At 46.5% G+C, this 24,312-nt stretch carries 15 protein-coding genes; 8 read left to right on the top strand and 7 right to left on the bottom strand.

Annotated elements, in window-relative coordinates:
• Positions 1–20: 20 nt before the first annotated feature.
• Genes tssK through tagH form a run of 3 tightly spaced genes read right to left on the bottom strand, consistent with a single transcriptional unit; the run spans position 21 to position 3,466 of the window.
• Positions 21–1,343, bottom strand: coding sequence for a type VI secretion system baseplate subunit TssK (gene tssK, locus ACXAC1_RS11560; RefSeq protein ID WP_475061605.1), 1,323 nt, complete (start codon positions 1,341–1,343; stop codon positions 21–23).
• Between the two features lie 6 nt (positions 1,344–1,349).
• Entirely contained in the window at positions 1,350–1,856 is a 507-nt protein-coding gene (gene tssJ / locus ACXAC1_RS11555; protein ID WP_475061604.1) for a type VI secretion system lipoprotein TssJ, read from the bottom strand.
• Positions 1,853–3,466: a type VI secretion system-associated FHA domain protein TagH gene (gene tagH, locus ACXAC1_RS11550; RefSeq protein ID WP_475061603.1), complete on the bottom strand. Its 1,614-nt coding sequence runs from the start codon at positions 3,464–3,466 to the stop codon at positions 1,853–1,855. Before tagH ends, tssJ begins: the two co-directional genes overlap by 4 nt.
• 395 nt (positions 3,467–3,861) lie before the next feature.
• On the opposite strand from tagH, the gene ACXAC1_RS11545 reads away from it, so the two are divergent.
• Positions 3,862–5,769, top strand: a complete 1,908-nt coding sequence (locus tag ACXAC1_RS11545) for an alkaline phosphatase D family protein (RefSeq protein ID WP_475061602.1) — start codon at positions 3,862–3,864, stop codon at positions 5,767–5,769.
• 73 nt (positions 5,770–5,842) lie between these two features.
• Here ACXAC1_RS11545 and ACXAC1_RS11540 read toward each other — a convergent pair whose 3' ends face one another.
• Together ACXAC1_RS11540 and ACXAC1_RS11535 are read right to left on the bottom strand one after the other, a co-directional pair.
• A complete protein-coding gene (locus ACXAC1_RS11540; protein ID WP_475061601.1) occupies positions 5,843–8,950 on the bottom strand; it encodes an efflux RND transporter permease subunit in 3,108 nt (1,035 codons plus the stop codon).
• Between the two features lie 18 nt (positions 8,951–8,968).
• Complete coding sequence (locus ACXAC1_RS11535; protein WP_475061600.1) at positions 8,969–10,162, bottom strand: efflux RND transporter periplasmic adaptor subunit; 1,194 nt, start codon at positions 10,160–10,162, stop codon at positions 8,969–8,971.
• A gap of 101 nt (positions 10,163–10,263) precedes the next feature.
• On the opposite strand from ACXAC1_RS11535, the gene ACXAC1_RS11530 reads away from it, so the two are divergent.
• Positions 10,264–10,836 carry a TetR/AcrR family transcriptional regulator gene (locus tag ACXAC1_RS11530; RefSeq protein ID WP_475061599.1) on the top strand — a complete coding sequence of 191 codons (573 nt, stop codon included), beginning with the start codon at positions 10,264–10,266 and terminating at the stop codon, positions 10,834–10,836.
• On the opposite strand, the gene ACXAC1_RS11525 is transcribed toward ACXAC1_RS11530, so the two are convergent.
• Complete coding sequence (locus tag ACXAC1_RS11525; protein WP_475061598.1) at positions 10,833–11,723, bottom strand: DMT family transporter; 891 nt, start codon at positions 11,721–11,723, stop codon at positions 10,833–10,835. The two genes, ACXAC1_RS11530 and ACXAC1_RS11525, sit on opposite strands and share 4 nt — an antisense overlap.
• 34 nt (positions 11,724–11,757) lie before the next feature.
• A complete protein-coding gene (locus tag ACXAC1_RS11520) occupies positions 11,758–12,963 on the bottom strand; it encodes an FAD-dependent monooxygenase (RefSeq protein ID WP_475061597.1) in 1,206 nt (401 codons plus the stop codon).
• Between the two features lie 262 nt (positions 12,964–13,225).
• Here ACXAC1_RS11520 and ACXAC1_RS11515 point away from each other — a divergent pair, with 262 nt between their 5' ends.
• Genes ACXAC1_RS11515 through ACXAC1_RS11490 form a run of 6 tightly spaced genes read left to right on the top strand, consistent with a single transcriptional unit; the run spans position 13,226 to position 23,779 of the window.
• Positions 13,226–14,680 carry a circularly permuted type 2 ATP-grasp protein gene (locus ACXAC1_RS11515; protein ID WP_475061596.1) on the top strand — a complete coding sequence of 485 codons (1,455 nt, stop codon included), beginning with the start codon at positions 13,226–13,228 and terminating at the stop codon, positions 14,678–14,680.
• Positions 14,681–14,682: 2 nt separating this feature from the next.
• Positions 14,683–15,630, top strand: a complete 948-nt coding sequence (locus ACXAC1_RS11510; protein ID WP_475061595.1) for an alpha-E domain-containing protein — start codon at positions 14,683–14,685, stop codon at positions 15,628–15,630.
• Complete coding sequence (locus ACXAC1_RS11505) at positions 15,627–18,980, top strand: transglutaminase family protein (RefSeq protein ID WP_475061594.1); 3,354 nt, start codon at positions 15,627–15,629, stop codon at positions 18,978–18,980. Before ACXAC1_RS11510 ends, ACXAC1_RS11505 begins: the two co-directional genes overlap by 4 nt.
• Positions 18,981–19,002: 22 nt before the next feature.
• The gene (locus ACXAC1_RS11500) at positions 19,003–21,573 is read left to right on the top strand and encodes a circularly permuted type 2 ATP-grasp protein (RefSeq protein WP_475061593.1); all 2,571 of its coding nucleotides are present in this window, start codon (positions 19,003–19,005) and stop codon (positions 21,571–21,573) included.
• A complete protein-coding gene (locus tag ACXAC1_RS11495) occupies positions 21,570–22,451 on the top strand; it encodes a transglutaminase family protein (protein WP_475061592.1) in 882 nt (293 codons plus the stop codon). Before ACXAC1_RS11500 ends, ACXAC1_RS11495 begins: the two co-directional genes overlap by 4 nt.
• 32 nt (positions 22,452–22,483) lie before the next feature.
• A complete protein-coding gene (locus ACXAC1_RS11490) occupies positions 22,484–23,779 on the top strand; it encodes a DEAD/DEAH box helicase (protein ID WP_475061591.1) in 1,296 nt (431 codons plus the stop codon).
• Positions 23,780–24,312: the final 533 nt, after the last annotated feature.

The following is a 24,312-nucleotide window of genomic DNA, read 5'->3' as shown; positions in this document are numbered from 1 at the left end:
AATATTATCCAATTTAAGTATTATTTAATGACCCACAGTTCAAGAGAAATCCCAGGGAACTGACTACCTACATGAAGAGCTAAGCCTTTAGATTCGGTAATATCATGCCACCATTTACCTTGAGTCTTTAATTCAAAGTACACAGCACCGGAATAGAAAGGAAGCTGTCGCGGCACAGCTGCCATAGGAGCTATCTGCACACCAGGCAGCTGTTTATTTACTAAATCTGTGATATTTTCAATCGAACCAATTTTTGCTTGGAGAGGCAATAAACGGCGCAACTCCTCATTTGGCATATCTGCTCTTGCGCACAACACAAAACTTGCCTGACGATCCAGCTCCGGTATGTAGCCAATGCGAATGCCAAAGCCTTTCATCACCAGTTCAATCTGCATCGCGCTCTGATCCAATAAAATACTTAAGCGCTGCTGAAGTAATGGTTCAAAGCTTTCAAATGTCATTTGTAAATTGCTGTGTTCATATACCGGCGCATCATTTAACCGCTTATCAACATGTGTATAAGTAGCAAGCTCAGATGCCATTTGGATGAGGGTTTCATATACTCTTTCAGGGTGCACATTATTGGCTCTAAGATAATGCTCCAGCATGGGCTGATATCGATTAAGCATTTGCAATAGTAAGAAATCTGATATTTCGACACCGCCCCCCTCACCTAAAGATTTCAAGCGCTCAGCGAGCAGTAAAGCGCGCTTTAATGCAAGCCCTTGAATATCGCGTACAATATTGATCAATGCAGGGCTGGAACTAATATCTAATGCAGCGGGTATAAAAGCCTCGTCTAATTCAATGGCTTTATTTTTTACCGACTTCACCCGGGCAATGGCAATGGTTGAGAACTGCTTAGGGCCATCCTTGTCAGTGATTACACTTATTTTTTTATTAGCAAGCTCTATGTTTGCATGCGTATTTGATTGCGCCACAATATCTGGAGCTTCCATGTCTACTAAGCGAAATCGAGCATTACTGTCTTCCGCTTGCTGGCGGTCAATATCATTTGCTCCTGCTCGCCAGATAGGAACGGCTAAATAAATTAACACGCCCTCATCAGGCTCTTGCAAAGCCAGAGGAGCTGGAACGTCATCTTCTGCTGGCATGTCAATAATGGAACCATCAGGCATAATAGCGCGGCACTTTTTCAAGACAAAGTGCCCCAGTCGCAAAGCGGCCTCATCAAACTGCAGCTCAGATATCCCCCAAGCATAACTATTCAACTGATGCGTTAGAGCAGCCAGACTCCATTCCATATATCTATCTTGTTGCTGGAAGTGCTGCGGTCTTATAAACGCCCCTTCCAGCCATGCCACTTTTCTATGCCAGCTCATTTACAACTACTCTTCTTCATCCATTAGCGACACTTCATCTTTCGATGCTTCAGCTTGAAGTGTCATTCGTTTATGTGACCCAATTAAACGACGCAGGAAGCCTCTTTCATCTCTTACTTGAATAACGTCATGCCAAGTTGCATGATCTAAATCGCGGTATCCTGCAACAACCCCGATAAACTTTGTTTCTAGATCCAAATCTGACACTATTCGAGTGGTTTCACCGGGTTTAATAATAAAAATACGTGTATCTAATAAACTCGATGGTAGAGGATCATCTTGATATAAATCGAAGAAATCCGACCGTTCAAATTCTGTTGTAGAACTTAACTGATATACACGGATTTCAATCGGTGAAGGATGACCATTAATATCTGGGTTAAGCGACTCGGTTGCCGACATATCAAACTGCAGCTTGATGCCTTCATCTTCCGCATCGGAAAAAGGATTAATCGAGCACCCCGACAACCAGGCACATCCAATTAATAGGCTACCAAGCAAAATTGGTTTCATCGAATTTTCCTTAGCTGGTTTTCATAAGCTTTGCCGAACTCGTTTGAAAAAAGGTCTTGAAACTCATCTTCCATCATGGCGCAAATATCATGGTAATAATCTTGATATTCACGCCATAGATCGGTTTTATTCCGATTTAATAGACCTTTATGATAGCGCGGCCGAGCTTCGAATTTTTGCGTTAGCATTTCAGGCTCAAAACGCTGTAATAAATGCATGAAGGCTGCTTGTATTCCCGACATCATGGCTAATTGGTGCGCTTGAATATCTTTAAAGCCTTCTTGAATCGAGTTTTCTGCGGGTAGATACGCTGAAGAGTCTCCCATCAACATTATTTTCAGAGCTTCATCTCCCGAAGGCGATAGCTTCAACGGATTATTATCTACAGGCCGAATCATGGTTTGCTGCAATCTAAACTCGCTCTTTACCATGCTACGAGTAGCCAATGTATCTATGGTTCCTTGTGCAAACTGACGCAACATACGCCCCATTAATTTCGCAATATCACGCTTGTCTTTACCGTGAAACAGATGCTCCGAAATCCCAGCCTCTTTCATCATAATATCGAAAAGCTCATGTTGTTCTGATACCTCTTGGGCATTAGTAGACTGAGTTTTCTCATCTGCGATAGCAGTTCTAATCTGCTCCTCCATACGACTCGCTATTGAGCGCTCCTGAATTTCAAAGTCAGGCATTTCCTTTTCAAGAGGATGACCATTACCATCCATTTCTTTTTGTATAGCTGAACGGTCTATATGATCCAAAGCATCAGCTTTATGCACGGTATCATTAGCGTCTAAGGCGGGAGTGTTCGTTGGCGAATGAACGGTATTCGCTTCAACTCTTGATGAAGCCAATGGACTTTGATCAGACTCGTTTGCGAAGTCTAACCAATTTGCTGGTATAGCTTGTTTCGTTTGGCTTTCCTCTTGACTTGGAGAGTCTTCTACTTGGTGAGAGGCTTCTTTCTCTGTGACCGCTTTAGGCGGTACATAGAATTCTTTTTCTGGTGCTACGGGACGCAACAACTCACTGATTGTTGGCTCAGTAGATGGCAATGGCACAGCATCGTCTAATAACTCATCAAGCGTCGCATCTTTAGTCGTCAGCTCAGCAGCTGAAGGCGTTTCAAATACTACACTTTCAAGCACATGTTTCGTCGAAGCCAGAGAGGAAGTATTCTTGGTAGAAGCAACCAAGTCCGCCGTGAGATCTTCGACCTCATCTCTCGGATGTGCAGAGTCTAGTTCCTCGTGTGTAGGAGTAGTGTTGTTAACGAAGGAGCTATTGATACCACTAAGCGATACATTAATAAGGTATTCACCAATAATGATCGAATCACCATGCCTCAGTATTTGGCTTCGCCCTCGCCCTAATGGTTCTGAATGACCATTTAAATAGACACCATTCGTGCTAATGTCGGTTAAATGGAACTCGTCATTTTTACGATGGATCACACAATGTTTATTTGAAATATGAAGCTTTGGATCAGGCAACACCCAAGAATTATCATTTCCTCTACCAATCGAAAAAACATCAGCATCAACAGCAATCTCTGCTCGATGACCGAGTAACTCTTGTCCTTGATCGACTATAAGCTTCAAATCCATGAATAATTAACCTTTACTGAAACACTATATTTAAATTAAATCTTAAGTGGATAGTAAATGAGTCCAGCTATGATAATTAGAGATCATCCAGATCATTTCCATCGGCGTATTTTTAACATCAGCCCCATTATTTAGCCTAACTCAATCCATATTCATTCTTCTTTTTAGATCAATCTTTACAATTTACAGGCAATTGCCTACAAAAAACTTTCAGTCAAAGTTATTCGCTGACCGCTTTTACCTGAAATGATAAATCAGTATTTTCCTAGCTAATATTAGCAATGAAACATTTCTTGTTTTATGCAAGTGGATTCTTAATTTTTATCTATTCGAATACTCACATAGCTTTTTTTAGTAGGATGATAGACATTACTATTCACTGTCGGAGACAAGACATGGAAGAAAAGCTTACATCACAAGCTTTATCCCCTATCATTGCGGGTCCAATCTTGCGAAAGCTGGACTCAAATGCCGTACACTTATGGCTTGCACTGCAAAGCGATGATGTCGTTGACATAACGGTTTATAACGACAATACAGCATTACCACAAACAACTTACTTCGATACTGTTTGCCTAGGGAAAAGACTATATCTAAAGTTAATTCAGGTTCAGTTTGATAGCTCACTACCATCAAACACCCCACTCTCCTATCAAATACATGTTAACGGAGTAGCTTTAGCTCAACTTGCCGAAGAAGATTTAAGCTATTCAAAAAGCACGTGTGGCACATCTTTTATTTGGCGCCCGAATGTGAATTCAATTCTGCATGGCTCTTGTCGAAAAGCCCATTACGGCTTCCACAATCAGAAAGAAAACCAGCAAGCGGGAGACGGTCTAGTGGAAGCGGATTATCACCTTGCGACAACGCCTATCGAAGAGTGGCCCTCGTTAATGATGTTATCTGGTGATCAAATCTATGCAGACGACGTTGCTGGTCCAATGTTACATGCCATCCGACAGGCAATCAGTTTGCTCGGGATTGACGAAGAAAATCTCCCCTGTGCAGAACAGTCACTTTCCGAACAACCCTATTTTTATCAGCGAGAAGCATTATTACCCCAGAGCGATCAAAATGATGAGGTCAAAACACAATTCTTCAAAGGCAAGAAAAAGCCCGTTTTCACAACGGATACCGCGCATAACCATTTAATGAGTTTTGCTGAAGTAATTTGTATGTATCTACTCGTATGGTCTCCGACACTTTGGCGTCATATTTCTCTTGAGCGTCCGGACAGCATCATCAAAGAAGAACATCGCACTCGCTATGACAAAGAACGTAAAGCCATAGAAGAGTTCGTGGAAGGACTTCCGCAAGTACAACGTGTGCTTGCGCACATTCCTAGTGCGATGATGTTTGACGATCACGATGTGACGGATGACTGGAACCTCACTGCAGAGTGGGAGCAAACCGCCTTCGGACACCCGTTATCGAAACGCATCATCGGCAATGCTTTATTTGGTTACTTGCTTTGTCAGGGCTGGGGAAACAATCCGGCACAATACGATCATGCTTTTATAAAACAGGCCGAGACAGCTGCACTTACCCAAGAAGCGCAAGTACGGGATACCTTTATTGATGAGCTACTTGCCTACGACCAATGGCATTACCACTGGGACACCCAACCAAAACTTGTTGTTCTAGATACCCGCACACGCCGTTGGCGATCAGAAAAAAGCTTTAGCAATCCATCAGGTCTTATGGATTGGGAAGCCATCACTGATCTGCAACAGGACATCAAAAACCTAGACTCCGTGATCTTGGTGTCTCCTGCGCCCATGTTCGGTGTAAAGTTGATCGAAGCGATTCAGAAAGTCTTCACTTGGATTGGTAAACCCCTGATGGTGGATGCGGAAAACTGGATGGCACACCCTGGCTCAGCTTATGCATTAATGAACCTATTTACCCATGCCAAAACACCAACAAATTTCGTGATTTTATCAGGTGATGTACACTACTCGTTTGCCTACGACATCAAGTTAAGAGGTCATAAAAGCAGCCCGAATATTTGGCAAATCACAAGTAGTGGATTACGTAACGAATTCCCACGCGATCTTTTGGAGTGGTTTGACCGGCTCAACCGTTGGCTGTACGCGCCTTGGTCCCCTTTAAACCTATTTACGAAGCGACGCTCATTACGGATATCACCACGCAAACCCGATAACGCAGATCACGGCGAGCGCTTACTGAATCACTCCGGTATTGGTTTGGTTCACTTTGATGATCAAGGTCGCCCTTCTGAAATCGCACAACTCTGTAAACAGAATGAGCGTGTTACGTTTCTAAGCACTAAGCGCTCTTAGCTTAGTCTCAAGCATTTCAGCATAAAAAAAGGAGCCAAGTTTGGCTCCTTTTACTTTTTCACTTCGGTTCTTATCAATCTTCAATCGGGCGCTTAGGGAATAAGCGACGAATCAAGACGAAGAACAACGGTACAAAGAAGATCGCCAATAACGTTGCCGTTAAGGTCCCCCCCACAATACCAGTACCGATTGAGATTCGGCTGTTAGCACCCGCACCAGAAGACAGTGCCAGTGGCAATGTACCAACGATAAAGGCAAGCGATGTCATGATAATCGGACGAAGACGTAAACGTGCGCCTTCCGTTGCCGCATGCCACACATTCTCACCGCGACGATAGGCCGCTTCAGCAAATTCAACAATCAGAATGGCATTCTTCGACGACAGGCCTATGATGGTCAATAGGGCTACCTGGAAGTACACATCATTTTGTAGATCACGTAAGTAGATAGCCCCGGCTGCACCGATCACCCCAAGTGGGATAACCATGATTACCGAGAACGGTACCGTCCAACTTTCATACAAAGCAGCAAGACATAGGAAAACCACTAAGATAGAAACCGCATACAAGAAGTACGTTTGACCGCCCGATTGCTGCTCTTGGTAGGACAAACCACTCCAAGCGTAAGAAGCCCCTTGCGGTAAGTCTTCAGCGATACGAGCCATTTCAGTCATGGCATCACCAGAACTTAGACCCGCTGCAGCCGAACCTTGGATCTCATATGAGGGCAAGCCATTGAAGCGCGCAAGTGTTTTAGGGCCATACGTCCACTCACTGTCAGCAAACGCGGAGAATGGCGTCATTTTGTCACCATCACCACGTACGTACCAGTGCTGTAAATCCGATGGCGCACCACGGTATTCCGCGTCACCTTGAACATACACACTCTTCACACGACCACGGTCGACAAAGTCATTCACGTAGCTACCCGCCCAAGCGTAAGACAATGTGCTACTGATGTCAGCCATAGAGAGCCCTAATGCCGAGGCTTTTTCTTGGTCGATATCGATATGAAGTTGTGGGGTTTCCCCTTGTCCACCCATACGAACACCACTCAAGATCTGACTCGCGCGGGCGTCGCTTAATAACTTATCACGCATCTCAAGCAAGGTTTCACGGCTCGTATTACCCGCAGCCTGAAGCTCGAAGGTAAAGCCATTACTTTGGCCAAGACCACGAATAGAAGGCGGTAACAATGAGAAGATCTGCGCATCACGAATATCAGCTAAACCTGGGTAAGAACGCGCAACAATATCCGCCGCAGAACTTCCAGGCTTAGTACGCTCATCCCAATGTTTGAGCAATACGAATGCCATACCCGCGTTTTGGCCTGTTCCCATAAAGCTGAAGCCAGAGATGGTAAAGATAGAGTCCACATAATCTTTTTCATTGTTCAAGAAATGATCTTGTACTTTATCCATAACCTCTTCAGTACGGGCCATCGAAGCCCCTTCTGGCAAGGATACGATGACCATGACATTACCCTGGTCTTCAGTCGGTAAGAAGCCCGTTGGCGTGTTGATCATCAAGTAACTCATACCAGCAATGATCACCAAGTAACCTGCTAACCAACGAACCGGTTGCTTGATTAGCGTCGCCACTCGACCACTGTAACGTTCCGTCCAACGGTCAAAAGTACGGTTAAACCAACCACCTAAGCCACGCTTTTCTTTGTGGTGACTTGGCTTCAAAAGTGTGGCACAAAGGGCTGGTGACAAGGTCAATGCCACGATCACCGACAACACCATTGACGACACAATGGTGATCGAGAATTGGCGATAAATTACCCCCGTCGAACCACTAAAGAAGGCCATCGGTACGAATACCGCTGACAGAACCACCGCGATACCAATCAATGCGCTGGTGATTTCTTTCATCGACTTGATCGTGGCTTCACGAGCAGACAGTTTCTCTTCTTCCATTACCCGTTCAACGTTTTCCACCACAACGATGGCATCGTCCACAAGTAGACCAATCGAGAGTACTAAACCAAACATGGTCAAGGTATTGATTGAGTAACCAAACGCCTGCAAAACACCAAAAGTACCTAGCAACACAACAGGTACTGCGATCGCAGGGATTAAGGTTGCACGCCAGCTTTGTAGGAACACAAACATCACGATGACAACCAGAACAATCGCCTCAAACAGTGTTTTCACCACCTCTTCAATAGAGATCTTGATGAACTCTGTTGAGTCTAGTGGCAGAGCTGTTTTATAACCTTCAGGTAAGCCTCGCTTCAATTCTTCTATGGCTGCTTTTACACGCTCAGAGGTTTCCAATGCGTTCGCACTAGGCGCCAGCATCACCGCCATACCTGTAGAAGGGTGACCGTTTAAGCGTGGCGTAAAGTTGTAGTTTTCACTACCTAGTTCAACCGTCGCCACATTCTTCAGACGAACCGTCGCACCATTGTCATCATAGTTAAGAATGATGTTCTCAAACTCTTCCGGTGTTTCTAGCTTTGACTGAGCCGTTACCGTCGCATTTAGCTCTTGGCCCTTCGCGATGGGGTAACTCCCCAAACTACCAGCTGCTACTTGAACGTTTTGCGCCTCAATGGCATTCGCAATATCTGATGGTATTAAGTTATAAGTCGCTAATTTAAGTGGATCTAACCAAATACGCATAGCATAAGACGAACCGAATACCTGAACACTACCTACACCTTCAAGTCGAGAAATAGGGTCCTGCATATTCGATACTAGGTAGTCAGATAAGTCGCTGGCGTTATCCTGATCGGTCTCATCATAAAGCGCCATGATCAACAGGAAGTCAGACTGAGACTTGGTCACAGTCACCCCTTGTTGCTGTACAGAAGACGGTAGGTTTGACGTGATCTGCTGAACCTTATTCTGAACTTGAACTTGTGCGGTATCCGCATCAGTGCCTTGCTCAAAGGTCACATCAATACTGGCACGACCAGTAGAACTACTGCTTGATGAGAAGTACAGCAAGCCATCTAGACCAGTAAGCTGCTGCTCAATAATTTGTGTAACACTGTTTTCAACCGTTTCCGCCGATGCACCATTGTAGGTAGCAGAAATTCGGATAGAAGGCGGTGCTACATTCGGATATTGGGAAATAGGCAATTGTGTGATGGCAAGAATACCTGCCAACATGATGACAATTGATATCACCCAAGCAAAGACTGGGCGCTTAACAAAAAACTGCGCAATCATAAACTTGGCTCCTTTAATTTACTGGCCAGTGGTCGCAGCATTTGCTTCAACAATTCGACCCGTTTGTGGATCACGTTGCAGTTCCACGGCATTCACTTCAGCCCCTGCACGAATTTTCAAACTGCCTTGAACGACAACTCGATCACCCGCTTTGATACCGTCCGTGACATACCATTGATTACCAATGGAACGCTCTGTTTCCAGAATGCGCTGCTCAACTTTGTTATCAGCATTGACAACGTATGCAATGGCATTGCCTTTCACATCGCGGGAAACGCCCTGTTGAGGCACCAGAATCGCTTCGCTGTCATTCAGATCGTTAATCTGTCCGCGTACAAACATCCCTGGCAACAGTAGACCATCAGGGTTATCAAACTCTGCACGCAAGGTAACACTGCCGGTCATCTCATCTACGTTCACTTCACGGGTTTTCAAACGACCTTTGTAAGGGTACTCAGAGCCATCTTCTAAGGTGAGAGTTACGCTTTGATCTCCTAGGCTGACGTGATCTAGGCTCAATAAAGTTCTTTGACGAAGCTGTTCAACACTGGTTTGAGCCAAATCAACGAACATAGGGTCCATGGCACGGATAGTGGTCATCGCCGTCGATTGACCAGCTGTCACCAAGGCACCTACTGTGACATCCGAGATGCCAATTTTGCCATCGATTGGCGCTGTGATTTTCGTGTAAGCCAAATCAATCTTGGCGCTGTTTAATGCCGCAACTGCACGTTTTTCATCAGCAACTGCAGATAGATAGGCGACATTTGCATCATCTAAGTTTTGCTGAGAAACGTTGTTACGTTCTTTAAGCTGACGGTAACGCTCGTAGGTTTGTTTAGTCGAGGTTAGCGTGGCACGAGCGCTGTCTAGGTCTGCCTGTGCCTGCTCTAAATTAGATTTATATACTGAGTCGTCTAGCTGATAAAGCAGATCTCCAGCCGATACGGTCTGACCTTCTTCAAACAAACGCTTTTCCACGATACCACCCACCTGTGGACGAATTTCTGCCTCAAGGCTGGATTTGGTTCGGCCAGGCAATTCAGACGTTAGCTTTACTTCTTGCTTTTCAATGGTGATGACACCCACTTGAGTTTTTGGTGCTTGCTGAGCTGGCGCGCTCGCTGCGGCACTGCTTTCGCTTTCTTGACAACCCGCCAAAATCGCCGAGGCCAGTACAACCCCTGTAATCAATATGTTCCTAGACAGCATATACTGTGGTGACTCCAATAATTATCATTTGAGAATGAGCGTTCATTCACACTATAATCCAGCTTGGTTACAGTTCCCATCTTTAAATCGTGTAAATATTTATGAAAAAAACTCCGGTAAATGAGCAAGAACGCCGCCAGCAGATTATGAATGCATTTATCGTGCACGTTGTGGAGAAAGGCTTTCACAAGGCCAGTATGGCCGACATCGCGAAAACAGCTGAACTCAGTGTAGGCCAAATTTATCGCTATTTTGCCCACAAAGAGGATATTATTCGCGCTGTAGTAGAGCAAAAAACCGAAGAATATCTTCTAATGATGGAAGAGTTTCTCGAAAAGAAAGGCTGGCTGGCACGAATGTTCGAACCGGAGCACGAACAAGAATTCCACGCAGAACGCATTTTAAATATGGAAATCAAAGCTGAGGCGAATCGCTCAGCAGCATTAGCCAAAATCCAGTACAATGCGGATCACCGCCTGACCGAGCACGCGGTAAAGTTGGTGCGTCAACGTTATGCCCTAGACGACGAAGCGGACATCCGCGCTAGGGTCCAGTTTTTGGTAGCACTAACCGATGGTTTATTCCATCGTAGAGGCTTTTTTGCAGGGCCTTTTGATGCGGCATCTCACCAACTATTTCAGCATATGTTGAACCAGCTTTTCCCCGATAATTAAGCGGTTTTGCGCCTCAGAAAAGCGCGGACCTGACTCCACTTACTGACCAGCATAGCGGAGAAAATAAGCGCACATCCTATAAGTTGAAGACTGGTCATGGTTTCACTAAACCAAATGGCCGCCAACAGTGCTGTCCAAACAGGCTCTAAGTTCATGATCACTGCCGCATGGCTAGCAGGCGTTAAGCTCTGGCCGAAAGTTTGCAGCAAGAAACGTAAACTGGTGGCGATCAGTGTGCTAGCTAAAAACCAGCCTACGATGGGCAATGATACGGAGTGAGGCACCTCTTCAATGGTTGGAGACACCATTAACATAACGACACCCGCAGTAAACAGCTGTATCGCAGTCAGCACCAGCACATGCAGTTTCGTCGACATGCGAGTTAGCAGATTAAATTGAAAAGCAAAGGTAATCGCTGACACAAGAAAGAAGCCCTGCGCCCACTCAAAACTCACGCCATTACCTAACGCCAAACACCCTAAGCCCATCACGGCAATGGGAAGAGCAATCCAAATACTACGAGCAGGACGCTCCTTGAACATAAAGCGCGCGAAAACGGGCACTAAAATGACACCCAAGCTGTTAATAAAGGCTCCAACGCCAATATTGCTCACTTGATCGAGCCCCACAATCCAAAACATCATGGCAATGCTCATGACAGCGCCGACCAAGGTCGCGCCCTTTAAGTCTTGCCAACGAATCCCTTTAAAGAAGCGAGCACCAACGAAAAAAAGCACTATCCCAGCGATGACAAAGCGCACTCCGAGAAAGAAAATGGGCGGTAACTCCACCAACGCTTCTTTGGAGAAAATCCAACCAAACGCGGCGATAATGGTGACTGAAACTAAAATCAGTTCAGCTTTTAGCAAAGATGGCGACGTGCTCAAAACATCATCCTTTTATTAATGCACGGCCTGATCACTATAGGCGTAGCGCGGTGACATCATGCCCATAAATGCTATCAAGCTTACTTTGAATAATTCCATTGGCGAATTTAGAGGCCACTCCCAGCGCTTCGAGTTTTAGACGCCCCTGCCAACCACCGTGCATATGATATAACGAGGCGTTCTCTCGTGACTGCTTCTGCACAGCTGTTGCACGAGGTTTACGCAATGTCTCATACTTCATAAAAGCATATTCGTAATCATACTTTTTCAATGTACCAGACAGCACAAAGGCATCTTCGATGGCCATCGCCGCGCCTTGTGCCATAAATGGCAACATAGGATGGCACGCGTCACCAAGCAAAACCACTCGATCATCATGCCATGTCGGTAACACTGGTCGACCATTCAAGGCCCACAAAAACGTTGACTCACAGCCATCTAAAACAGAGGTGACTTCAGGATGCCAACCATGGAATTTACTGCGTAAGACGTCAGTGTCGCCCTCTTCACGCCAAGATTCAAAGCGCCAATTGGCCTGTTCTTCTACCGCAATAAAATTGACAAACTCACCGCCTCGAAGATAGTAAGTCACCATATGCTGATGTGGCCCAGCCCACACCGTAGCATTTGGCTGAACCGATGCGCCTTTAATATTGGCAATGGGCACCGTGCCACGCCAAGCCACTTGCCCAGTAAAGATTGGCGATTGCGCACCCAACATCAGTTCACGAATTTGGGAGTGAACTCCATCGGCCCCAATCAATAAATCGGTTCTAATCGTCTGTTTTTCCAGCAGAACTTTGACGTGATCCTTTTCGTTTCGGTAGCTCATTACTCGCTGATTGAGCTGAATATCGACCCCATGTTGCTGGCAGGCTCGCACTAACTCTTGATGCAAGTCGGCGCGATGAATATGCCAATACTGAGCACCGTAACGCTTTACCATGTCCCGCCCCAATGGCAGATCAAGATAATGACGACCACTGCGATGATCACGAATGCAGGCACGTTGAGGGGTAAAGCAATGAGGTTCAATGGCATCTGCCACACCGAATGCTTGCAGTACTTTGACGGCATTGGGGCTAAGCTGCAAACCCGCCCCGACTTCGCTTAATTCGGGGGCTTGCTCTAAAACAACCACAGTAAAGCCTTGTTTAGCCAACCCCAAAGCAGCGGTCAATCCGCCAATGCCTGCGCCAACAACAATAATGTGATCAGCTAATTTTACCTGCTCCACCATTTATTCCTTTGTTCATGCCCTAATAATAAAATCATAACAAAAACCGATTATTTAAACCTGATTCAAGTTCTTCTCCGCCCTAGATTCTCTTGAAAGAAACCTCTGTAAAACGTCTCTTTATTGGCCCAAAAATTGCTCTTCGATAGTAAAGGTTAAGTTTCACTTGCCAACAGCTCTATTTTGGTTCATCAATAACCAATGCCGCGCACGAGAATGAACTGTGATAGTGCAGTCCTCAGCCGTTAAAGGGGATAATTTGAATATGGATACACTCACTAATAACTATAATTCAGACGTTTTTTTCGATGAGTTGATTGATGCTCAAGGAAAAGCCAGAAAACCGGCAAAAGAATTGCTGGATTATCTTGAAAGTCTTCCTCCTGAAGAACTTGAGAAGCGGCGCAGAACCGCCGAAGCAACAGTTCAGGAAATGGGGATTAGCTTCACGGTTTACACCGAAGAAGGCAATATAGACAGAGCATGGCCCTTCGATATTGTCCCCCGAACCATCGACGCTAAAGACTGGAAAATCACCGCAGAAGGATTAAAGCAACGACTCACCGCACTAAACCGCTTCATCGACGACCTCTACCACGATCAACGCTGTATCAAAGACGGCATCATCCCAGAACACATCATCAAAGATTCAAAAAACTTCCGCCCAGAATGCGTTGGCGTCTCACCCAAGTACGGTGTTTGGGCGCATATTTGTGGCACAGATTTAGTGTGTGATGAGCACGGAGACTTTTACGTTCTGGAAGATAACTTAAGAGTGCCATCTGGTGTCTCTTACATGCTTGAAAACCGCGCCATTACCAAGCGAGTTTTACCTGAATTATTTGAAAACGACGAGATTTTACCCGTTGGGTCTTACACCTCTGACTTGTTTGACACCCTCGCGGCTTTGTCTCCACGCGACATTGAATGTCCAGAAATCGTTGTCCTAACACCTGGGATCTATAACTCAGCGTATTTTGAACATGCGTTTCTCGCACAACAGATGGGGGTTGAGTTACTCGAAGGTGCGGATTTATTTGTGGACGAGGACGACTGCGTTTACATGAAGACCATTTACGGTCCTGAACGCGTGGAAGTCATCTATCGCCGTATTGACGACCTATTCCTTGACCCAGAAGCGTTCCACCCTAACTCCGTACTAGGTGTCCCAGGATTAATGCGCGCTTGGAAAGCTGGTAACGTTGCTCTAGCTAATGCACCGGGTGCTGGTGTTGCAGACGACAAGGTGGTCTACGCCTATGTGCCCGATTTGATCCGTTATTACCTTGACGAAGAGCCCATTCTTAAAAACGTAAAGACCTATCTTTGCGATAACGAAGAAGATCGCGAATACGTGCTAGCTCACTTAGATGAGTTAGTAGTCAAACCTGCCAATGAATCGGGCGGCTATGGCATGCTTGTTGGCCCTCATTCCACTAAGAAAGAGCAACAGATCTTTGCCGAGCTGATCAAAGAAAACCCGCGCAACTATATTGCTCAGCCAACCCTTAAGCTTTCTACGGCGCCAACCTTGATCGGTAAAGGCTCTCTGGAACCGCGTCATTTGGATTTACGTCCGTTTATTTTACAAAGCAACAAAACTTACGTGACCACAGGTGGCTTAACACGAGTAGCGATGAAAAAAGGTTCTCTCGTCGTCAATTCGTCACAAGGCGGTGGTAGTAAAGATACTTGGATTGTGGACACAAAAGGAGCTTAATCATGCTTTCAAGAGTTGCAGAACGCCTATACTGGAGTGCTCGCTACCTAGAGCGCGTGGAAAATACGGCTCGCTTGGTCAGTGTTTACGACGATTTATTGTTCGATTTACCGCACAATGTCGTGCAAATTTCTTGGTACAACCTTATCGAAATCAACAGTGGTATTGAGGCATTTAATAATCGTTATAAAGTTCGCGATGAACGCAACGTGGTGAAGTTTCTGTTATCAGACGATGACAACCCAAGCTCCCTGCTCTCATCTTTGAAAATGGCCCGTGAAAACATCCGTACAACTCGAGATGTCTTGCCCAATGAAATGTGGGAGTTGGTGAATGAGCTGGACTTATTTGCCAAACAAAATATTAAACAAGGCATCAACCGCTCTGCCCGACATGCTTATCTCAATACCATTATTGAAGGCTGCCAGAAAATCATTGGCTTGTTAGCGGCAACCATGGACCGTGATGCAGGCTGGCAGTTCTTGATCTTAGGGCGCTATCTAGAACGCGTTGATATGAACACTCGTATTATTGATGCGGCGACCTCCCTGATGAGCCAATCACAAGCCGAACAAGATATGGAGTTGGGCCAAGTCGTTTGGTCCAAGGTGTTAAAGTCTCAAAGTGCTTACTTAAGTTTCCGTCGCACCATGCGCAGCTCTATTCGCGGCGCCAAGGCGGTGACCTTCTTATTGAATGATAAATACTTCCCTCGCTCGCAGCGTTACTGCCTAGAGCAGATCAAGCTGGCCGCAGCGCAACTGCCGCGGTCTGGCCTCGTCATTTTGAGCGCAGACAAATTATTGGAAAACACCAAAGCAGTGGAACATTCAAGCGATTTAAACAGTGAGTTCAGTGATTACCTGAACGATATTCAGCTTGATATCATTACTCTGCACCACCAGATCACGGAAAACTGGTTTAACTTCCAGAAAGGAGAAGCGGCATGACCATCCGCGTAGCGATTCAGCATAAAACCACTTATGAATTTGATCGCTTTATTAATGTTTCGCCGCACATTTTACGTCTGCGTCCGGCGCCTCACTCACGTACCCATATTCATGGATATTCATTAAAAGTCTTGCCAGAAGATCATTTCGTAAACTGGCAACAGGACCCTTACGGAAACTATCAAGCTCGTTTAGTGTTCCCTGAAAAGACCAAGAAACTTGAGTTTGCCGTGGAAGTGATCGCCGACATGACGGTCATAAACCCGTTCGACTTCTTTATCGAAGAGTACGCAGAGCACTTTCCATTTAAATACGACAAGCAATTACTAGAAGAGCTCACGCCTTATTTGCAGAAGTCAGAAGATTGCCCAGAGCTGCAAGCTTGGCTAAAGACAGTGGATCTAAAAAGCACACCGATCGTAGACTTTTTGGTGAGTTTGAACACTCGCTTGTCCAATGAAATTGATTACGGAATCCGCTTAGAACCCGGTGTGCAAACCTGTGAAGAAACGCTCACACTTAAAAAAGGTTCATGTCGTGATACCTCTTGGCTGTTGGTTCAGATCCTGCGCCATTTAGGCTTAGCAGCACGCTTTGCATCCGGTTACTTAGTGCAACTGACGTCTGATATCAAAGCGTTAGATGGCCCTTCTGGACCAGAGGAAGACTTCACTGATTTACACGCATGGTGTGAAGTGTACTTACCTGGTGCGGGCTGGGTTGGTCTTGACCCAACCAGTGGCTTGTTCGCCGGTGAGGGGCATATTCCATTGGCCTGTACCGCAGAACCAGTCTCTGCTGCACCGATTACAGGCTTCACGGATGAATGTGAATGCGAATTTAGCTACACCAACATCGTTACACGTATCCATGAAGACCCGCGCGTTACTAAGCCTTACAGTGATGACGAATGGGAAAACATCAAAGCCCTTGGTCACGCGGTGGATAAACGTCTAGAACAAGGCGATGTACGCCTAACCATGGGCGGCGAACCAACCTTTGTCTCCATTGATGATATGGACTCTGAACAATGGAACACTGGCGCGTTAGGGGCGGATAAACTACGCCTTGCGAAAGATCTCTTGTTGCGTATGAAGGCTAAGTTTGGTGCCAACGGCCTACTGCATTACGGCCAAGGCAAATGGTATCCAGGCGAGGAAGTTCCCCGCTGGGCACTGGGCTGCTTCTGGCGTACGGATGGCGAAGCCCTATGGCAAGACCCCAAATACCTTGCCCGAGTCGACAAAAACTACGGCTTTGATGAAAGCCATGCAGGTAAATTTGGCCAAGCTCTATGTGAATACTTAGGTTTGGAGTCTCAGTATCTACAGCCTACTTACGAAGACACACTCTATTACCTATGGTTAGAGCGCTCTTTGCCTGATGATGTGAACCCACGCAAAGCATCACTCAAAGATGATTTAGAACGCCGCCGCTTGGCGAAACTGCTAAACCGCGGCCTTGAGCGCGTCAGTGGTTATGTCTTACCGATCGAGTTTAATGGTTCTCAATGGCAAAGTAGCCTCTGGCCAATGCGTTCTGATGTGATCACTCTGATCCCTGGCGATAGTCCAATGGGTTACCGCTTGCCGCTAAACTCGTTACCAGCCATCAGTGAAGAAGAGCAAACTCCTGAGCGTGACCCATTTGCACCACGTGAACCACTGCCTGTTTACAGTCAATCAGCTTCAACAGCAGGTTCTGCTCAGACACAAACCAAGCAAAAGCTGGCAGATGCTGAAGAAACAAGCAGCACGATCCTTAAAAACGTTATTCGTACCGCACTTTGTATCGAAGCGCGCGATGGTCGATTGCATGCGTTCTTACCGCCAGTGAGCTTCCTTGAACATTATGTTGCGTTAATCAATGCCATTGAAACCGTGGCAAAACAATTGCAAATGCCGATTGTGATCGAAGGCTATGAGCCACCGAAAGATTACCGTTTGCAAAAGTTCTTGATCACCCCAGACCCAGGTGTGATTGAAGTGAACATCCACCCTGCGAAGAATTGGAAAGAGCTTTTATACAACACAGAAACACTGTACGAAGAAGCCTATCAATCTCGTTTGGGCACTGAGAAGTTCATGCTGGATGGTCGTCATACTGGGACGGGCGGTGGTAACCACGTCACCCTTGGTGGTATCACACCAGCTGACAGTCCGCTGTTACGTCGCCCTGACCTACTTCGCAGTTTGGTGACGTTCTGGCAGCACCACCCAGGCTTGTCGTACTTATTCTCAGGCATGTTTATTGGCCCAACTAGCCAAGCGCCACGTCCAGACGAAGGCCGTGATGAAGCCCTGTACGAAATGGAAATTGCTTTCCAGAATATCCCGACGGGGTTGGTGGACGAGCCATGGTTGGTAGATCGCCTGATGCGTAACTTGCTGGTGGACATCACTGGTAATACGCACCGCTCTGAGTTCTGTATAGACAAACTCTATGCAGCAGGCTCAAGCAGTGGCCGTCAAGGCTTGCTTGAATTCCGTGGCTTTGAAATGCCGCCCCATGCACGTATGTCGCTCGTACAAATGCTACTGCTACGTTGTTTGGTTGCACGCTTCTGGGACGAGCCTTACCACAAACCTTTGATTCGTTGGGGCACTTCATTACACGATAAGTTTATGATGCCGCACTTTGTTTGGCAGGACATCAAAGAAGTCGTGGATGATCTTCAAGCTCATGGTTTGCCATTTAAACTTGAATGGTTAGCACCGTTTGAAGAATTCCGCTTCCCGCATTATGGCCGTCAGCAAATTGATGACATTGAGCTTGAACTGCGTTGGGCGATTGAGCCTTGGCATGTACTCGGAGAAGAAATCACGCAGTCTGGTACAGCACGTTATGTGGACTCGTCGGTAGAACGTTTGCAGGTGCGTCTAAGTGGTCTAACTGAAGGACGCTATGTTCTGTCTTGTAACGGCCGTCGCGTCCCACTGCGTAGCACGGGACGTAAAGGTGAAGCGGTTGGTGCGGTGCGCTACAAGGCGTGGGCACCACCGTCTGCATTGCACCCAACGCTGGGTACAGACACTCCGTTAGTGTTCGATTTAATCGATACATGGAACGGTGTTTCTATTGGTGGTTGTACGTATCATGTTAGCCACCCTGGTGGCCGTAATTATGACACCTTGCCGGTTAACAGCAATGAAGCCGAAGCGCGTCGCGTTAACCGTTTCTGGGATCATGGCTTCACACAAGGTGCGTTAGTTCCGCCTCCAGAGTACAGTGCGCTTCGTAGTGTGACAGAGCATGACAGGGTTACTAGACCCATGTCACCGCCACAGGAAGAGATATGTCATGAATATCCGCATACGCTCGACCTAAGGAAGAGGTATACTAGGCTCTAATCTTTATTAGAACGTCTTATTTATGACCGAATCCACCATTGCAAAACTAGCGGCGCAGGATCAAGCGCCGCTGACTGCTCCGTATGTTGCACCGGATTGTGCTTACGATGAAGCCTTTTCTGAAACCCGACAACCACGTTTGCCTTGGCAACCAGTGATGTCGGCGGTGCATCAATTAGGAACAGAAGGGATGCAGGATAGGCACCTTCGTGCGCAACGTATTTTGCGTGACGACGGTGCCACGTATAATTTGAAAAGTGACCCTTTATCACCGAATGTTTGGTCACTCGATATCATTCCAAACGTCATAGATAAATCAGAATGGCTCAATCTAGAAGCTGCGCTCAAACAAAGAGCTCATTTATTTGATCTGATTTATAAAGACCTTTATGGCGAGCAAAGACTGCTGAAAGAAGGCGTCTTGCCTTCTGAAATCGTTTTCTCTCATCCTGGTTTTCTTAGACAGTGCCACGGTATGCATTGGCCGAGCGAAACTGCGCTTACTTTCCACGCAGTAGATCTTGTCAGAGATCAGTCGGGACAGTTCATTGCCACAGGCGATCGAACTCAAGCCCCTAGTGGTGCTGGATACGCCCTAGAAAACCGCACGGTGGTCTCAAGAGTGCTGCCGTCTTTGTTTCGCGATAGCCAAACCATGCGCTTGGCAGGCTTTTTCCAGACTGTCCGCGAAACCCTGAGCCAGCTCGCCGGTGATCTAACCGACTCCCCTCGTATTGTTGTGCTAACCCCTGGGGCCTATAGCTCGACTTACTTTGAGCAAGCTTACTTGGCTAACCACTTAGGCTATCCACTGGTTCAAGGTGGTGACCTAACGGTACGCAATGGCAAAGTTTGGATGAAGTCATTAAACGGTTTGTCACGTGTAGATGTCATTCTGCGTCGTGTTGAAGACGCCTACTGTGATCAGGCAGAATTACGCTCGGACTCGAGTTTAGGGGTCCCGGGGTTATTGGAAGTTGCTCGTCAAGGCAATGTGATTATTGCCAACCCTTTGGGTACAGGACTTCTTGAAACGCCAGCGCTGCTAGCTTTTCTGCCACAAATTAGCCAGACCCTACTAAACGAGCCTCTGTTGCTGCCATCCGTTACCAGCTATTGGTGTGGTGAGCAAGAGCACTTGGCTTATGTGCTAAATAACCTTCACCAGTTAATCATCAAACCGGCTTTTCGAAGCATTGATAACAAGAGTATCTATTGTCATCAGCTTGACGAAAAAGCGTTATCAGAAGTGCGCGCAAAAATCCTCGCAGATCCAGTAGCGTATGTTGCACAAGACTATATTCCAGGTTCCGTGACACCGGTTTGGGACAATGGCGAAATGCTTGCTCGTCCTTGTATTTTACGCACCTTCAGCGTCGCCAATGAAAGCGGTTACTGTGTTATGCCAGGTGGATTGTCTCGCGTTGCAGAATCCACCGCTGAAGCCATTGTTAGTAAAAACCTGTCTGGCTCGCGAAGCAAAGACATGTGGGTACTCAGTGACACCACTGAAACCGATATAGACGTACCACTGGACAACTTACCAATCAGCCAAGCACAAGTGGCCAACCTCCCAAGTCGAGTAATCGAAAACTTATTCTGGTTTGGTCGCTACGCAGAACGCGCGGAAATGAGTTTGCGTTTGATGCGAACGATCTTTAAACAGCTTAACGGTATTGATCATTTCCCAATCGAAAGTCGTGAAGTTCTGCTAGGTGCCATGTCTGAGATCAGTGGTTCACAGCCCGGCTTTTTAGAGCAGCCGGAACTTTTGATGCAACCAAATGATGCGCTAGCGGCACTGGTATCTGACGGTCAACGGGTTGGCTCAATTAAGTCGAACTTACAGCTGATGCTGTCTTGTGCTGAGCAAGTTAAAGAAATGCTGTCTGCGGATACTCGTATCATTTTGAATGAGCTGCGCGACCACATTCACAGTGTCGACCGTGCATACGTCAATGGCTTACCTGCTGTTCCAGAAGAGTCTTTAGACGGTTTAGTCACCTCTTTACTGGCGATTTCAGGTTTGAACCATGAGAGTATGCTGCGCGGTATGGACTGGATGTTCCAAGAAATTGGACGTCGTACTGAGCGTGCGTTGTTGACTGCTAATTTATTGAAAACGACCTTATCAAAACCTCTACCAAGCTTGCAGCAACAGCAAGTGCTTGAATCGGTCTTATTGAGTGTCGAAGCACTGATCTCGTTCAGACGTCGCTACCGCACTCGGGCACGAGTTTCCTACGGTTTAGATCTATTAATGATTGACCGAAGTAACCCTCGTTCTTTGATTTATCAAGTGGACCAGCTGCGTAAATACTTAGAAGAATTGCCGCAATCCGACCAAGTATCACTGGGGCTTTCTCGAGAGAAACGACTCATTATTAAGTCACTAAACGATATCCAGTTAGCAGATTTAGAATCACTCGCGCAAATCGAAGAAAGTACTCAAACCCGCGCTCAATTGACCGAATTGATGGGCCAAGTGGTCGAGCAGTTAGAACAACTGACCACGATTATCAGTGACAAATACTTTGATCATACCGCTGGGCCACAACAGCTCATCAAAGCGAAATGGAAGAATAATGTATGAGATATCGAGTTAGACACCTAACGGAATACCTTTACGGAGCGCCTGTTACCTTGTGTTATAACATGGCTCACCTACTGCCGCGCGATACTCATAATCAACGTTGCTTAAGCCGACGCATTGCGGTTGCACCACCCCCTGTTTACCACACAGAAGGGGTGGATTACTTCGGCAACCCAACGTTTTATTTTTCCGTCCAAGAACCTCATAAGAAGCTGACCATCGATGTCGAATGTTATTTTGAGATCGAACAGAACGACTTGTCTAATCAACTAACTCTGCACGACCTTAGCTGCGCGGAGCTTCGTGCCCTCATTCAAGCCTCTCAGTCACCTGAACTGCGCATGGTTAAGGAGTACACATTGGACTCCATGCATATCCAGCGTTCAGAAGAACTGGGCGAATATGCACGCCGCTGCTTTACCGATGACACCCCTGTGCTACAAGCCTGCATGGATTTTACTCATCAAATTTTTGAAGAGTTTACCTTTGACCCTGCTGCAACCAGCGTCAGCACACCACCGGAACAAGTGTTAAAAGATAAGCGTGGTGTTTGTCAGGATTTTGCCCACTTGGCCATTGCCTGCATTCGCTCTCTTGGGCTGCCTGCGCGCTATATGAGTGGCTACTTGGAAACACTGCCACCGCCAGGACAAGAGAAATTAGTCGGTGCCGATGCATCCCACGCTTGGTTTGCTGTTTTCATTCCTGATCTAGGCTGGGTAGAATTCGATCCGACCAACGATTTAATGCCTAATGAGCAGCATATCGTAACCGCATGGGGCCGTGACTACGCCGATGTCACGCCACTACAAGGCGTTATCTTTGATGGTGGCGACAGCCAAGCACTTAACGTATCAGTTGATGTACAGCGTGTGTAAGCGCTCACATTTTCGATCAATTTGGTAATACAATGACTTTTTCAAAACTTGGTCTATCTAAGGCCATTACTCACACCCTTGATGAACTTGGCTATGAAAAACCTACGCCGATTCAAACCCAAGCTATCCCCCTAATTCTGTCAAAAAAAGATGTCTTGGCAGCAGCCCAGACGGGTACAGGAAAAACGGCAGCTTTCACACTACCTTTGCTAGAACAGCTCAAAGACGGTGATCGCGCTGACTCGAAACATGTGCGGGCCTTGATATTGGCCCCGACTCGCGAGCTTGCCAGCCAAATCGGTGAAAGTGTTCGCAGCTACAGCCGCGGACTCGGTTTACGCAGCCAAACCATTTTTGGTGGCGTGAAGGCTTTCCCTCAAATTAATGGACTGCAACGTGGTGCAGACATTTTGGTTGCGACCACTGGTCGCTTAATAGATCTCGTCAAACAAGACGCCGTGCTATTCGATTCACTACAGTTCCTAGTACTTGATGAAGCAGACCGTATGCTGGACCTCGGTTTTGAAGAAGCCTTAAATGAGTTGCTGACACTGCTGCCTAAAAGTCGCCAAACCATGATGTTCTCAGCGACTTATTCGGATGCAGTCAAAGCACTTTCAGCGCTATGGCTGAATAACCCTGAAGAGGTCGCCGCGAAGCAAAGCAACCGCGTCGCAGCCACAGTGCGCCACCAGATTTATACCGTGGATAAGGTACGTAAACCTGAACTGTTAGCGGAATTATTAAACCGCCAGCATTGGCAACAAGCATTGATTTTTACCAAGACAAAGCGCGGTGCTGACGAGATCACAGACATTTTACAAGCGGAAGGCTTTTCGGCCCTAGCAATGCATGGCGACAAGCCACAATACGCTCGCCTAGCGGCTTTTAACGCCTTTAAGTCTGGGGAATTAGCGTATCTTGTTGCCACCGATGTGGCGGCTCGAGGCATAGATATTGAAGGGCTACCCGTTGTAATTAATGTGGATCTGCCACACGTTGCGGAGGACTATATCCACCGCATTGGACGAACCGGTCGAGCGGGTCAAGAAGGTCGCGCGGTATCACTGGTTTGTGCCGATGAAGCCGAAAATCTACGGGCCATTGAAGCACTCTTAAAACAGCGCGTTCCGCGCAAAGAAATCCCCGGATTTGAAGCGGAGCATCGAGTGCCTGATACGCACCCTCGTAGCCAAAAGAAGTCAAAAAGTGCGGCCCCGGAGGCGCATAAAACAAAAGCCAAAGGGAAATTAGAACCACAAAAGCCAGATGTGACGAAAGGCCCTGGTCTTCGTAGCAACCCATTTGCTAAGGCCAAAAGGAAATAACTAGATCCTAGAGAATATAAAAAAGCCCTAGCAAGTACTAACCTGCTACGCCTTATTTTATATGGTGGCCCCACCCTGACTTGAACAGGGGACCTGCCGATTATGAGTCTTAAGAATACCCATTTCAGCAAGTCATTGAATATTACCAAATTAATAAAATTATAATTTAAAATCAATAACTTAATACAGAAAAAAGTTAGTCTAAGATTGATCCAGTTAGACGTAAATATACCAATTTTGTAGCACCGGTGTAGCACCAAAACAACAAGCTTATCGCTGACGTGAAATGTATGTGACATCAAATACTAATTAAACGGGTCGTTAGCAGTGACCTATGATTCCCCCCCCCCCCTAATTGAGAGCTACATGGGCTAGTCAAATGCATACCTCAAAAACCTGACTCTACGTAGCTACTTTGCACAAACTTTATCGAGCGAAGCATTCACATGACGAAGTATTGATATGTTTTGTCGAATTCGAGAGCGTTTACAGTAAATCCTAGAGGTAGCCTATTTCTACTAAATAAACTGATT

This window comes from Marinomonas sp. AWM4_232 (assembly GCF_056158325.1).
This window is presented reverse-complemented; position numbering and strand designations above follow the sequence as displayed.